10 protein-coding genes are annotated in these 13,305 nt (G+C 66.3%); 1 reads left to right on the forward strand and 9 read right to left on the reverse strand.

Annotated features, from left to right (window positions below; translation table 11 throughout):
• Positions 1–121 precede the first annotated feature (121 nt).
• On the reverse strand, positions 122–2,173 hold the full coding sequence (locus GD606_RS15775; RefSeq protein ID WP_163301341.1) for a cache domain-containing protein: 2,052 nt from the start codon (positions 2,171–2,173) through the stop codon (positions 122–124).
• A 597-nt stretch (positions 2,174–2,770) separates the two neighbouring features.
• Between GD606_RS15775 and GD606_RS15780 the strand changes: the two genes are divergently transcribed.
• Positions 2,771–3,892: a hypothetical protein gene (locus tag GD606_RS15780; RefSeq protein ID WP_211922116.1), complete on the forward strand. Its 1,122-nt coding sequence runs from the start codon at positions 2,771–2,773 to the stop codon at positions 3,890–3,892.
• 51 nt (positions 3,893–3,943) lie between these two features.
• On the opposite strand, the gene leuS is transcribed toward GD606_RS15780, so the two are convergent.
• The 8 genes from leuS to mnmL all read right to left on the reverse strand — a co-directional run bounded on the left by leuS (position 3,944) and on the right by mnmL (position 13,286).
• Positions 3,944–6,460 (reverse strand): leucine--tRNA ligase, encoded by a 2,517-nt coding sequence (leuS, locus tag GD606_RS15785; protein ID WP_163301340.1) that lies wholly within the window; start codon positions 6,458–6,460, stop codon positions 3,944–3,946.
• The gene (locus tag GD606_RS15790) at positions 6,457–8,106 is read right to left on the reverse strand and encodes a serine hydrolase (RefSeq protein ID WP_163301339.1); all 1,650 of its coding nucleotides are present in this window, start codon (positions 8,104–8,106) and stop codon (positions 6,457–6,459) included. Before GD606_RS15790 ends, leuS begins: the two co-directional genes overlap by 4 nt.
• A gap of 25 nt (positions 8,107–8,131) precedes the next feature.
• Complete coding sequence (gene nusB / locus GD606_RS15795; protein ID WP_163301338.1) at positions 8,132–8,629, reverse strand: transcription antitermination factor NusB; 498 nt, start codon at positions 8,627–8,629, stop codon at positions 8,132–8,134.
• Positions 8,630–8,732: 103 nt separating this feature from the next.
• Positions 8,733–9,203 (reverse strand): 6,7-dimethyl-8-ribityllumazine synthase, encoded by a 471-nt coding sequence (gene ribH, locus GD606_RS15800; RefSeq protein WP_163301337.1) that lies wholly within the window; start codon positions 9,201–9,203, stop codon positions 8,733–8,735.
• A gap of 40 nt (positions 9,204–9,243) precedes the next feature.
• Complete coding sequence (locus tag GD606_RS15805) at positions 9,244–10,467, reverse strand: bifunctional 3,4-dihydroxy-2-butanone-4-phosphate synthase/GTP cyclohydrolase II (protein WP_163301336.1); 1,224 nt, start codon at positions 10,465–10,467, stop codon at positions 9,244–9,246.
• 255 nt (positions 10,468–10,722) lie between these two features.
• Positions 10,723–11,397 carry a riboflavin synthase gene (locus tag GD606_RS15810; RefSeq protein ID WP_163301335.1) on the reverse strand — a complete coding sequence of 225 codons (675 nt, stop codon included), beginning with the start codon at positions 11,395–11,397 and terminating at the stop codon, positions 10,723–10,725.
• A 48-nt stretch (positions 11,398–11,445) separates the two neighbouring features.
• Positions 11,446–11,970: a methylated-DNA--[protein]-cysteine S-methyltransferase gene (locus GD606_RS15815; RefSeq protein ID WP_163301334.1), complete on the reverse strand. Its 525-nt coding sequence runs from the start codon at positions 11,968–11,970 to the stop codon at positions 11,446–11,448.
• A 389-nt stretch (positions 11,971–12,359) separates the two neighbouring features.
• Complete coding sequence (gene mnmL, locus GD606_RS15820; protein ID WP_163303094.1) at positions 12,360–13,286, reverse strand: tRNA modification radical SAM protein MnmL/YtqA; 927 nt, start codon at positions 13,284–13,286, stop codon at positions 12,360–12,362.
• Between the last annotated feature and the right edge of the window lie 19 nt (positions 13,287–13,305).

Here is a 13,305-nt window from a genome sequence, read left to right on the forward strand (position 1 = left end):
GCGCCGCGTCCCGGGAAGCGCCCGCCTGGAATCGTGGGAAACAATCCCCCTGCCCTGCCGCCCCGGCGTTCCGGGCCTCCCCGCACCTGGCGGCCCGACGGCCGGGCCGTCCCCCCTGGCCTCAGATGCGCACCCGGATGACGCTCAAAAGGTCGTTGGCATAGACGCCGTCGCGCTTGTACTCGCGGTATCCGGCGCTGTGGGCGCAGCCCACGGCGTAGAGCCGATCGTCCTCGGCCACCAGATGCGAGGTGAACTGGCCGCAGGTGAGCTGGCAGAAGATCTGGGACACGTCCACCACGTCGCCGGGCGCGATGTCCGGATTGGTGGAGGCGATGACCAAGCCCCCGGGCGTCACGAACATGCCCTCCGATCCGTTCAGAATGTCGCCCTGCCCGTCCCGGGGCAGGCAGTCGCGCAGCATGGACAAAAACTGCGGCTCGGAATCGAACACGATGCCGATGCCGCCGAGCACGGTCCCGGGATCGGCCAGGGAGGTGATGGAGGCGTTGTAGATATAGGTGCGCCGGGGTGCGCCATCAGTGGCGTAGAGATCCGTCGGCTCGAAACCCGAGACGCAGTAGTGCTGGGAATCGACGAGGCGCAGGGTCCGGGAGACGAAATCGGCCTGAAGGACGCGGCCCACGTGATGGTTCTCGTCGGGGTTGGAGCAGGCCAGGATCGTACCGCTTGTGTCGTAGACGAAGAGGTTGGTGTACACGGTGTAGAGGCTGTTGATGTAGGCCAGGATCTCGCGCATGCGGTCGCGCTCGTCGGGCGGAAGGACGGGTTTGTCCAGGAAGTGCCGGAAGTCCGAGGTCAGCGCCCACCAGCGGCAGTCGTTGGCCCGCTCGTAGAGGTTGCGGTCCATGATGTCGATGGCCAGTTGGGCCAGGAAGCGCACGTCATGCAGGCGCGAGGAGGTCACCAGCTTGAGCAGGGCGTCGGTGGAGGTCTGGAAGACGTGCTGCACCTGGTCGCCGATCTTTTTGACCTCGTTTAAGACGTAGGGCAGGGCCTGGGCCTCCACCCGCTCCGAGAGATCGGCCTGGAGGGATTTCTTGGCGGCCATGATCTCGCCGTTTTGCACCACCAGCTCCAGGTCGGACAGCACGTTTTCCGAGGCCTCCTCCACCTGGACCAGACGGCCGGAAAAGATGGCGTTCTGGCGGATGGTGCGTTCGTCCAGGCCGTGGCCGTTTGATCCGTTGCGAAAGGCCGTGGTCACCCGCTTGGCCACATGGCCGTACCAGGGCAGGCCGAAAAAGCCCTGGTAGCCGTTGGTGGCCAGGGTCTTGGCCAGATAGGGCTCCCCGGCGATCTGCTCCAGGTGGAAGTCGTCGTTTCGGGCCATGGCATAGGTCCGCCCGGCCGGGGCCTTGGCCGGGTCGCTGCTGGCGATGGCCTTGCCGGATTCGTCGAGGATCATGATGATGATGTCTTCCGAGGACTGGGCGAGGTTTTCGAAGATGCCCGCCATTTCCCCGGCGAAATCGAAAACCAGGCACAAAACGCCAAGCGGGACGCCCGAGTCGGGATGGCGGATGGCCTGGGAATAGATGAGCGCGTCGCCGCGCCCCGGGGCTAGGTCGGATTCCCGGTAGGTCTCCACATAGGAATCGGCGGCCAGGGTTTCCTTGAAAAGCGGATCGGCGGTGCGGGTGATGCGGTTTTCGTGGTCCAGGTGGGCCCGCACCCGGCCCTGGTCGTCCAGGACGATGATTTCGTCGTAGACCGTGTACTTTTCCCGGTATTCGCGCAGCCGATCCTCGATGATCTGGGCCGCCTCCATGTGGCCCTGCCCGTCGAGGAGGAAGCGCACCAGCTCGTCGTCCGTGGCCAGAAATCCCACGTCGGCGGTGCGCTCGAAGAGGTTGCGCTTAAGGATGTCGATGGCCACCTGGGCCACGGCGGAGATCTCCAGAACCACTTTTTGGGTGCTTTCCAGAACCAGGGTGTCCAAAAGGGTGGTCTGCAGGGAGGCGAAATTGTCCTGGGTGGTGATGATGAAGTCGATGAGCGTCTGGGCGATGCGGCTGCAATTGATCTTGCCGGTCAGGGTGGCCCGGGTCCATTGCCGGTCCAGGCGGGTGAGCACGTTTTGGCATTGGGTCACGGACGCCATGGCCGACAGCAGGGTTTTTTCGTGTTTTTTCACCAGATTTTTGTCCACGGGGAAAGCCTCTCATGATCACGCCGGAACAAGAATATGGGGATCTGCGCACCGATGCCGTCAGGATCTCTGTCTCCCGACACGGCCCGGTCGGTCGGCCTTGGCGCGTCCAACGGCGTACAAAAGGAGCGCGAAGCCGACGAAACGGCCTGGCCGCAGAGGGCCGTTTCCCATCCCTGGGAATGCAAAACGCCTGATGGATGATTCCTAGCCTCCTTGTGTTGTCCTCCGCACGACAGATGCACGACAATTTAGGTGCATGTGCTGCAAAGCGCGTATTTTTACCGTCAAGGGTTGGTGAAATGGTCTTCGGTATGGTCGGCAAGCAATAAAACACCTTGGAATCCCTATGGTTCCGCCATCATCCCGGGAAGGGCGAGAACAATCCGGAAAGGTGTTAACCCAGTGCAAAAATATTCGTGATTAACATAATCGTCAAGATGAAAATGATTATCAAATGTGGGCGGGTGGCCTGGGACCATGCGGCGGCGGCCTGGACAGGGTGGCCCCGGACGGTGGAAACGGCCCGCCGCGCTGGGTGGACAGCCGGCCTGGGCCAGGCTACTTCCGTCACAATCAAAAACCGGGAGAAACGTGATGCGCGTCACTATCCTTGCCTCGAATCTTGCGGTCCTGATGGCCTGGCTGGCGGTCGCAGGAGGCCTGGCCGTCGCCCCGGCCTCCGCCCAGGACGATCCCTGGCCCCTTTTTCTGCCCGCCATCATCGCCGCCGCGCCCCCCGTGGCTGGGAATCCGGATGGAAACTGCGCGGTCCCGGCCGAGGCGGGGCTCGAAGACGTGTCCGCGCCGGATCGGACCATCGGCGACGGCACGCCGCAAAGCTGCACCAGCCAGGCCGTGGTCGAGGCCGTGGCCCAGGGCGGGGTCATGGTCTTCGATTGCGGCCCGGCCCCGGTGACCATCGTCCTGTCCCAGACCGCGAAGATTTTCAACGACACCGGGCCGCGCATCGTCATCGACGGCGGCGGCAAGGTGACCCTAAGCGGCGGCGGGGTGCGGCGCATCCTGTACATGAACACCTGCGACCAAGCCCAGGTCTGGACCACGCCCCACTGCGACGACCAGGACCATCCCCGGCTCACGGTGCAGAACCTGACCTTTGTGGACGGCGACGCCACGGGCGAGGAGGACGGCGGCGGGGCCATCTTCGCCCGGGGCGGACGGCTCAAAATCGTCAACTGCCGGTTTTTCCGAAACGCCTGCGCCGCAACCGGCCCGGACGTGGGCGGCGCGGCCGTGCGGGCCTTCGACCAGTCCCAGGACTTGCCCCTGTACGTGACCGGAAGCACCTTCGGCGGCAGGGCGGGCTACGGCAATACGGGGTCCAACGGCGGGGGGATAAGCAGCATCGGGGTGTCGTGGACGGTGCGAAACAGCCTTTTTACCCACAACCGGGCCGTGGGCTACGGGGCCAACCCGGCCCGGCCGGGCACCCCGGGCGGCGGCAGCGGCGGGGCCATCTATAATGACGGCAACACCTTCACCCTTGACCTGTGCGGCACGCGCATCGAGGACAATGCCGCCCGGGAGGGCGGCGGGGCGATTTTTTTCGTCAGCAACGATCTGACCGGAACCCTGCGCATCGAAGACTCGGTCCTGCGCAAAAATCCAAGCGAAGGCTTCGAGACGGCGGGCTATCCGGGCATCTTCTATCTGGGGAGCGGCCCGCCCGTGGTGGTCAATTCCGTCATCGAATAGCCCGCGCCGGGGGGGCGAAGAGCAATCCTTCCCCTTCGGCCCGGGCGTGGCCTAAACCGCCACCACGTTGACCAGCTTGCCGGGGATCACCACCACCTTGCGGATGGTCTTGCCGTCCAGGTGCCTGGCCACGTTCGGCTCGGCCAGGGCCAGCCTCTCCACCTCAGCCTTGGGGGTGTCGCGGCCCACGCTGATCTTGCCGCGTAGCTTGCCGTTGACCTGGATCACCACCTCCACCTCGTCGGTCAGAAGGGCCGTGTCGTCATGCACCGGCCAGGGCCGTCCGGACAGGCTGTCCCCATGCCCCATGGCCTGCCACAGCTCCTCGCAGATGTGCGGGGCCATGGGCGAGAGCACCGTCAGGATCGTGGCCATGGCCGAGGACACCACCCTGGCCCCCTTGGACTCGGCGCGCAGGTCCGCCACGTTGGCGAACAGGAAGTTCACGGCCTCCATGGCGGCGGCGATGGCCGTGTTGAACTGGAAACGCTCCCGGATGTCGCTGCCGGCCTTGTGGGCCAGGAGATGCTCGCGGCGGCGCAACTCCTTGAAAACCGGGGGCAGGGCGGCCAGCTCGGCCTCGGAGAAGGCCGCGCACGGCGAAGCGGCGCTCAACATCCCGGCCAGCTCCTCGGTGGCCAATCGCCACAGGCGCGACAGAAACCGGGCCGCGCCGTCGATACCCGTGTCGCTCCAGTCCAGATCCTTTTCCGGGGGCGCGGCGAACAGCGCGAAAAGGCGCACCGTGTCCGCCCCGTACTTTTTGATCATCACGTCCGGGTCCACCACGTTGCCCTTGGACTTGCTCATTTTCGAGCCGTCCTTGATGACCATGCCCTGGGTCAGAAGGTGCGAGAAGGGCTCGTCAAAGGCCACATAGCCTGCGTCGCGCAGGGCCTTGACGAAAAACCGGGAGTAGAGAAGGTGCAGGATGGCGTGCTCAATGCCGCCGATGTACTGGTCCACGGGCAGCCAGTAGCCCACCTCGGCCGGATCGAACGGGGCGTCGGCCTTGCGGGCCGAGGCGTAGCGGGCGAAATACCAGGACGACTCGAAAAAGGTGTCGAAGGTGTCGGTCTCGCGCCGGGCGGCCTGGCCGCACACCGGGCACACGGTGTTCACGAATTCCGGGGTCTCGGGCAGGGGCGAGCGGCCGTCGGGCCGGGTCTTGACCTCGCGCGGCAATAAAACCGGCAGGTCGGCCTCGGGGACCGGAACCACGCCGCAGGCCGGGCAGTAGATGACCGGGATGGGCGCGCCCCAGTACCGCTGCCGGGACACGTTCCAGTCGCGCAGGCGGTAGTGGACGCTGCGGCGGCCCATGCCTTTTTCTTCCAGAAAATCCGCGATGCGGGCCTTGGCCGTTTCGTTGTCAAGCCCCGTGAACTCGCCCGAGTCCACCAGCACGCCCGGGTCGGTGTAGGCCTCGGACATGGAGGCGGCGTCCAGGGGCTCGCCCGGCGGGGTGATGACCACCTGCATGGGCAGGCCGTATTTTTTGGCGAATTCGAAATCGCGCTGGTCGTGGGCCGGAACGGCCATGACCGCGCCGGTGCCGTAGCCCATGAGCACGAAGTTGGCCACATGGATGGGCATTTTTGCGCCGGTGAAGGGGTTTATGCAGAAGGCCCCGGTGAATACGCCCTCTTTTTCCAGGTCGTCGGCCGTGCGCACGATGCGGTCCATGTTGCGCACCTTGTCCACGAAGGCCAGCACCTTCTCTTTTTCCGGAGACCCCTCGATCAGCTCCGCCACCAGGGGATGCTCGGCGGCCAGGCTCATGAACGTGGCCCCATATACCGTGTCCTGCCGGGTGGTGAAGACCGTCACGGCCTTGTGCCCCGAGGCCGTGGGCGTCTCCAGGGGGAAGTCGATCTGGGCCCCCACGCTCTTGCCGATCCAGTTGCGCTGCATAGTCAAAACGCGCTCGGGCCAGCCGCCCTCAAGCAGCTTCAGGTCGTCTAAAAGCTCGTCGGCATAGGCCGTGATGCGCAAAAACCACTGCTCCAGATCCTTTTGCACCACGGGGTTGTCGCACCGCCAGCAGCAGCCCTCGATGACCTGCTCGTTGGCCAGCACCGTGTGGCAGGTCTGGCACCAGTTTTGCGGGGATTTCTTGCGATAGGCCAGGCCGCGCTTCAGAAAGTCCAGGAAGAACTTCTGCTCGTGGGTGTAATAGCCGGGATGGCAGGTGGCCAGCTCGCGCCGCCAGTCGTAGGAATAGCCCAGGCGCTTAAGCTGCACGCGCATGGTGTCGATGTTCTCGAAGGTCCAGGCGGCGGGATGCACGCCGTGCTTGATGGCCGCGTTCTCGGCGGGCATGCCGAAGGCGTCCCAGCCCATGGGATGCAGGACGTTAAAGCCCTCCATGCGCTTGAAGCGGGCCACCACGTCGCCGATGGAATAGTTGCGCACATGCCCCATGTGGATGCGCCCGGACGGATAGGGGAACATCTCCAGGACGTAGTATTTGGGCCGGGAGGGGTCGGCCTCCACATGGAAGGTTCCGGTTTTTTCCCAGATTTCCTGCCATTTGCGTTCGACTTCTTGGGGCGCGTACTTGCTCATGGGCGTGTGGCTCCTTGGGGCGCGTCGCCGGGTGTGGCGGCCGGTTCGGACGGGCCGGGATCGGCGGCGACTTTGGTGAAAACGATGTCTGCGGCGTTTGGTTCCAGGGGGATGTCCAGCCTGGTGATGGCGCCGGAGTGGTCCATATGAAATGTGGCGGTAAGGCCGGACGTGGAGTCCCCGGCGGGTTCGGCATCGCCGTTTTTGGTCGGGGCGTCGGCCGCGTCGGCTTGGGCGGTGCGGAACATGTCGTAGGTGACGTGGACCAGGGGCAGGGTCTCGCCGCCGCACAGGGCCGCAAGCCCGGCGTCCCGGAGTTCGATGCGCACCTCGCCAAAGGCCGGATGGCGGTAGACGCCGACATAGGCCGAAAGCCCATGCGTGGGCGGCGCGGGATGCTCCGGGACGGCCAGCGTCGCCGCCGCCTTGGCCGTGCGGACCTTTGCGGCCTGGGCGCGGTCGGCCTTGGCCCGTTCGGCCCAGGGGAAGGGGGACAGGCCGAGCAGCCGGTCGTAAATCTGAAAGGCCACGATCTCCGGCAGGGGGGCGCCCATGCGGTTGGTCAGGACCACCACGCCGATGCCGTCGTCGGGCATGAAGGAGGCCAGGGCCTTGAACCCGTCGATCTCGCCGTCGTGCAGCACCAAAAGATGGCCCCGGTAGGCGCTTACGCCCCAGCCCAGGCCGTAGCCGCCGAAGGGAATCTCCGGGTTGGGCTGGCCCCGGGGAGTGATGATCTGGGGGGTGTGCATCTCGGTCATGGCCGTCTTGGTGATCAGGGCCTCGTCGCCGACCCGGCCGTCCTGGAGATGAAAGGCCAGCCAGCGGGCCATGTCCGTGGCCGAGGCGAACATGGACCCGGCCGGGCCGAAGGGGGTGATGTCCGCGAAGGGAATCTCCGCGAATCTGCCCCGCCGCAGGACGTAGGGTCTGGCGAAATCCGGCGAGGCCTGCGCCGTCTGGGGCGAAAAGGAGGTGGCGGCCATTCCCAGGGGGGCCAGCAGCCGCCCGGCCACGAGCGTCTCCCAGGATTGGCCGGAGACGACCTCCGCCAGCCGTCCGGCGGCCACGTACATGAGGTTGCTGTATTCGAATCCGGCCCGCAGTTCCTTGTTGGGCGGCAGATGGCGCAACAGGGCCACGGCCTCCTCGCGGCTCACCTCCGGCCGCAGGGCCAGGAGGGCGTCGTAGCGGGGCAGCCCCGTGCGGTGCAGGAGCATGTCCCGGGTGGTGACGTGGGCCGTGGCGTAGTCGTCGTACATGCGAAAGCCGGGCAGGATGTCCCGCACCGGGGTGTCCAGGCTCATAGTCCCCTGGTCCGTGAGTAGGGCCAGGGCGGCGGCGGTGAAGGCCTTGGTGCAGGAGCCGATGGCGAACACGGTGTCCGGGGTGACAGGCAGCTTTTTGTCCGTGTCGCGCAGGCCGAAGCCCTTGGCGTAGACGGTCACGCCGTCCTTGACCACGGCCACGGCCGCGCCGGGAACCTGCCAGTCCCCGAGGGCCTGGTCGACGAAGGCGTCCAGGCCGTCCAGAACGGCCGCCGTGTCGGTCGGCGCGCCCTGTTCCGCGCCCCGGGCGGCAGGCACGGCGGCCAGGGCCAGGACCGAGGCCAGAAGGAGCGTCAGGAGGGCAAGCGGCGTGGGCATGATCGTCTCCGGCGTCCGGGAGGGGTCACAGGCCCTTGCGGATGGTGAATTCGCCATTGTCCACGGCCCTGGCCACGGCGTCCAGGATGCCGTTGATGAAGGTCGGGGAATTGTCGTCGCCGTAGGTCTTGGCCAGCTCCACGGCCTCGTTGATGGCCACCCGCAGCGGGATGTCCTGGCGGTGCAGGATCTCGTGCATGGCCAGCCTCAGGATGGTCAGCTCCACCTTGGCGATGCGGGCGATTTTCCAGTTCTTGGAGAAGCGGATCACCACCTCGTCGAGTTCCCGTTGGCAGGACCAGGCCCCGAGCACCAGTTCCCAGGCGAAATCGCGGTTTTCCGGTTTGGCCGGGACTTCGTCGTCCCGGGGGCAGGCCGCAAAACGCCGGGCCAGGGATTTTTCATCGGCCGGGGGTTCGAAATGCAGGCCGTAGAGGATCTCGAAGGCCCGTTTGCGGGCCTTGCGGCGGCCGCCTTTGGACCCTTCGGGAGCGGACGGGTCCGTCGTGGGGGAGTCAACCATGTGTTGCAAACTCGGAGCGGGCGAACCGGATGGCCGGTCCCCGCGGATTTGAAATCGGGTTTGGAAAAAAGGGCCCGGGACGGGGGGCGCGTCGGGCGAGCCGCTACAGCTGTTGCAGCACGCGCACCATTTCCAGGGCGGCGGCCGCCGCCTCCACGCCCTTGTTGCCGCCCTTGCTGCCGGCGCGTTCCACGGCCTGCTCCAGGGTGTCCACGGTCAGCACGCCAAAGCCCACGGGCACGCCGGATTCCAGCGAGACCATGGCCAGCCCCTTGGCGCATTCCCCGGCCACGAAATCGAAATGCGGGGTGGCCCCGCGAATGACCGCGCCCACGCAGACTACGGCGTCGTATTCGGCGCTGGCCGCAAGTTTTTTGGCCGCCAGGGGGATTTCGAAGGCCCCGGGCACCCGGACGAGGAGCATGTCTTCGCGTCTGGCCCCGTGGCGGGTCAGGTAGTCCACGGCCCCGCCCACCAGCTTTTCGGTGATGAAGTCGTTGAAGCGTCCGGCCACGATGGCGAATTTGAGTCCCTCGGCCTGAAGCTTGCCTTCCACGGTGCGGATGTGTTGCATGGCGTGCGGTTCCTTGTGTGTATGTGGGGGATGCGGCGGCTTATTTCCGGCCGCCGGTTTCGTCCAGGTGCAGGATGTGTCCCATCCTTTCCTTCTTGGTGCGCAGGTAGCAGGCGTTTTCCTCCACGGGATCGACCTCGATGGGCACCCGCTCCACCACCTCCAGGCCGTAGCCCTCAAGCCCCACGATCTTTTTGGGGTTGTTGGTCATCAGCCGCATCTTGGAGACGCCCAGGGCCACCAGGATCTGGGCCCCGACGCCGTAGTCGCGCAGATCGGCCTTGAACCCGAGCTTGACGTTGGCGTCCACCGTGTCCATCCCCTGGTCCTGCAGGCAGTAGGCCCGGATCTTGTTGGCCAGCCCGATGCCCCGGCCCTCCTGGCGCATATAGAGGAGGACGCCCTTGCCCTCGGCCTCGATCATGCGCAGGGCCCGTTGCAGTTGGTTGCCGCAGTCGCAACGCATGGAGCCGAACACGTCGCCGGTCAGGCATTCGCTGTGCACCCGCACCAGGGTGGGTTCGTCCGGGGTGATGTCCCCCTTGACCAGGGCCAGATGGGCCCGGGAATCCGTGTCCGCGCAAAAGGCCACGGTGCGGAAATGGCCGTAGCAGGTGGGCAGGTCGGCCTCGGCGACCTTGCTCACGGAGAGGTGGCCGAACTTCATGCGGTAGCGGATGAGGTCGGCCACGCTGGCGATTTTGAGGCCGTGGGTTTTGGCGAATTCGATCAGGTCCGGCATGCGGGCCATGTTGCCGTCGTCGCGCATGATCTCGCAGATCACGGCGGCGGCCTTGAGCCCCGCCAGCTTGGCCAGGTCCACGCCGCCCTCGGTCTGCCCGGCCCGCACCAGCACGCCGCCTTCCTTGGCCCGAAGCGGGAAGATGTGGCCCGGGACCACGATGTCGTCGGGCCCCACGCCTTCGGATACGGCGGTAAGAACGGTGGTGGCCCGGTCGAAGGCCGAAATGCCGGTGGTCACGCCGCGTTTGGCCTCGATGGATACGGTGAACCCGGTGCCGAACGGCGACTTGTTCTGGTCGGTCATCATGGGCAGGCCCAGGCGGTCGATGAGTTCGCCGGACATGGGCAGGCAGATCAGGCCCCGGCCGTGTGTGGCCATGAAATTGATGATCTCCGGGGTCACCTTCTCGGCGGCGATGGTCAGGTCGCCCTCGTTCTCCCGGTCCTCGTCGTCGACCAGGATGACCATGCGACCCTGGCGGATCTCCGCAATGGCTTCTTCGGTGCTGCAAAGTGGCATATGCTTCCCTCTGCGGGGCGGTCCCGGACGGGTCCGGGAACCCCTGGCGGCCGTTCTGGCGTGAATCTTAAAAAACGCCCTGGCATTTTTTAAGAAAAAATAAATATTCCAATATGTACGTCTCGAAACCCCGAAGTTCGGGCCTCAAGGACGCACGTCCTCATCCGCCCGGCATGGACCGGATCGGAAGGGGCAATACTGTAAAGGAGGCCCGGGGGCAAGGCAAGGGCCGCCCGGGGCGTTTCCCGGGGCCGGTCAGAATCCGTTGCCGCGCAAAAAGGCCTCGGTCAGGCCGCCTGCGGCCGCACCGGTCGGCGCGGCCTTCGTCCCGGCCCCGGGTAGGAAGGGGCCGAGCATGCGCCGCACGTATTTGCCGATGAGGTCCGTTTCCATGTTCACGGCCGTACCCGGCTTCCAGCCGGAAATGGTGGTGGCCTTCTGCGTCTCGGGGATGATGTTCACGGTCAGAAAGTCCGGGCCGCATTCATTGACCGTCAGGCTTATGCCGTCCAGGGCCACGGAGCCCTTGGCGACCACCATCTCCCCGTGCTCGGCCGGAAATTTCAGCCGGTAGATGCGTGACTGTCCGGCCGCGACGATGGACTCCACCTCGGCCAGGCAGTCCACATGCCCCGACACCAGATGCCCGCCCAGACGGTCGCCCAGGCACAGGGCCCGTTCCAGGTTGACCGTGCTTCCCGTTTTGAGCAGGCCCAGGCTGCTTCGGGCCAGGGTCTCGGCCGAGGCGTAGGCGGAAAATTCGTTTTTCCCCGCCGTCTCCACGGTCAGGCAGGCCCCGTTGACGGCGATGGACTCGCCAAGGACGATGTCCGGCAGGGAAAAAAGGGCCGTGATGGACAGGCGCGTTTCGCGGCCCATGCGGGACATGGCGGCCACCCGCCCACATCCCATGACCAGTCCGGTGAACATGCGGTGATCCTTCAAAAAAAAATGATTTGGCGGCCTTTAGGCGGGGGCTCAGGCCGAAAGCACCCCTTCCAGGACCAAAAGCCAGCGTTTCATGGGCAGCCCCGGCCCGAACCCGGTCAGGGCCCCCTTTCTACCCACCACCCGGTGGCAGGGCAGGACCAGGGGAAAGGGGTTCGTGGCCATGGCCCGTCCGGCGGCCCGGGCCGCCGTGGGACGGCCGGTCATGGCCGCAAGCTCCGAATAAGTGATCACGGTCCCGTGGGCAACCCGGTACAGGGCGTCCAATGCCTCCTGGTGAAACGGGGTGAGCCGGGAAAAATCCAGGGGGAGATCCGGCCAGCGCACGTCCTCACCGGCCACGTAGCGGGAAAGCGCTTCCTGCATGGCCCGGCCGGTCTCCGTGACCACATGGGGCACGGCTGGAATGCGTGCGGCGGCCTGCGGCGCGGCCGCTTCCACCGGCCCGGTTTCGGGGGAGGATCCGTCGGCCCAGCGCAGGGTGATTTCGCGGATCTTTTCTGCGTCCCAATGGATGTCGAGGGCCAGGGGTGCGGCGACGACGGTTTCGATCATGGCGGTTCTCCGGGGTGAATGGACTTTTTCTCCCCTATCCGGATTTCGGCGGAAAGGCCACTGTCCGGAAGCGGGGCTGGCGGGCCGGGCTCGGAGGAGACCATCTGTTGTGCGCCTGCTGGCGGGCCGGGCTCGGAGGAGACCATCTGTGTGTGCCTGCTGGCGGGCCGGGCTCGGGGCCTGCGACACGGCGCACCCGGCAGGCCATGCGTCGCTTCGCTCGGGCCTGCCGGGCCGCGCCGTGCGCAAACCCCTCGCCCGTCATGGAAGGCATGGCCTGTCGCGGTGAACCGCAAGAGGTTGGCCGCTTCCCGTTCGGGGATTCCAAGGGGCGAAGCCCTTTGGCCGCCGGAGGCCTCCCCACAACCCACCCCCCACAACCCACCCCCTCACCATTGCGGCATGGCGTCCGGGGCGTCGCGATCCCTGCCCTGCCAGGAATCGGCATCGGCCAGGCATGTACGGATGTCGCGGATGAGGCCGGATTTGTCGGCCGCCCAGGCCGGGGCCAGCAGCTCGTCCGGGGCGGCGTCGGCGTTTATGCGCTCGACGGTCATGTCCGAACGCAGGCGGGCGATGGCTGCGGCAGCCAGGGCCACGTAGTCCTGGCGGTCCATGGGCCGGTAGCCGCCCGAGCGCCACAGGGCCTCCAGGCGGCTGTGGCGGACCACAAGGGTGTTGTGGAGTTTGATGGAATCGACGGGGAGGGTGGCGGCGAAATCCACGGTAGCCAGGAAGTCGTCCGGGGATTCGCCAGGAAGTCCGGCCATGACGTGGGCGCACACCAGGAGGCCGCGCGAGGCGGCGGCGTGGGCGGCCCGGGCGAAGCAGGCTGCGTCGTGGCCCCGGCCGATGCGGTCAAGGGTGGCGTCGTTCGCCGATTGCAGGCCGATCTCCAGGCGGCGTTCGGCGTGGGGGAAGGCGGCAAGGAGGTCGAGCTTTTCGTCGTCAAGGCTGTCGGGGCGGGTGCCCAGGCACAGGCCGTCGATGCCGGGCAGGGCGGCCATGGCCTCCAGGGCGGCGGCGAGTTTTTGGGCCGGGCCGTGGGTATTGGAAAAGGACTGGAGATAGGCCCACAAAAGGGGCGGGTCGGGGCGGCCGGAAAATCTGGCTGTCAGGCGGTCCCATTGCGCCCGCAGGCCGAATCCTTTAAGGAGGAGGCCGGTGCCCGACCCTGACGGATTGCAGAACACGCATCCCCCGTGCGACAGGGTTCCGTCCCGGTTGGGACAGGTGAACCCCGCATCCAGGGGGATTTTGTGCGCCCGCCTTCCCAGGCGGCGCAGGCACGAGGCCGCAAGGGTCTGATATCTCATGACCGGGTCCGCCCGCGTG

The sequence above is a fragment of the Desulfolutivibrio sulfodismutans DSM 3696 genome, assembly GCF_013376455.1.
GTDB lineage: Bacteria > Desulfobacterota > Desulfovibrionia > Desulfovibrionales > Desulfovibrionaceae > Desulfolutivibrio > Desulfolutivibrio sulfodismutans.

What these genes read in the sequence shown, in the direction of transcription:
- GD606_RS15780 (WP_211922116.1), top strand. Translation starts at nt 2,771, where the DNA reads ATGCGCGTCACTATCCTTGCCTCGAATCTTGCGGTCCTGATGGCCTGG.
- leuS (WP_163301340.1), bottom strand. Translation starts at nt 6,460, where the DNA reads ATGAGCAAGTACGCGCCCCAAGAAGTCGAACGCAAATGGCAGGAAATC.
- GD606_RS15790 (WP_163301339.1), bottom strand. Translation starts at nt 8,106, where the DNA reads ATGCCCACGCCGCTTGCCCTCCTGACGCTCCTTCTGGCCTCGGTCCTG.
- nusB (WP_163301338.1), bottom strand. Translation starts at nt 8,629, where the DNA reads ATGGTTGACTCCCCCACGACGGACCCGTCCGCTCCCGAAGGGTCCAAA.
- ribH (WP_163301337.1), bottom strand. Translation starts at nt 9,203, where the DNA reads ATGCAACACATCCGCACCGTGGAAGGCAAGCTTCAGGCCGAGGGACTC.
- GD606_RS15805 (WP_163301336.1), bottom strand. Translation starts at nt 10,467, where the DNA reads ATGCCACTTTGCAGCACCGAAGAAGCCATTGCGGAGATCCGCCAGGGT.
- GD606_RS15810 (WP_163301335.1), bottom strand. Translation starts at nt 11,397, where the DNA reads ATGTTCACCGGACTGGTCATGGGATGTGGGCGGGTGGCCGCCATGTCC.
- GD606_RS15815 (WP_163301334.1), bottom strand. Translation starts at nt 11,970, where the DNA reads ATGATCGAAACCGTCGTCGCCGCACCCCTGGCCCTCGACATCCATTGG.
- mnmL (WP_163303094.1), bottom strand. Translation starts at nt 13,286, where the DNA reads ATGAGATATCAGACCCTTGCGGCCTCGTGCCTGCGCCGCCTGGGAAGG.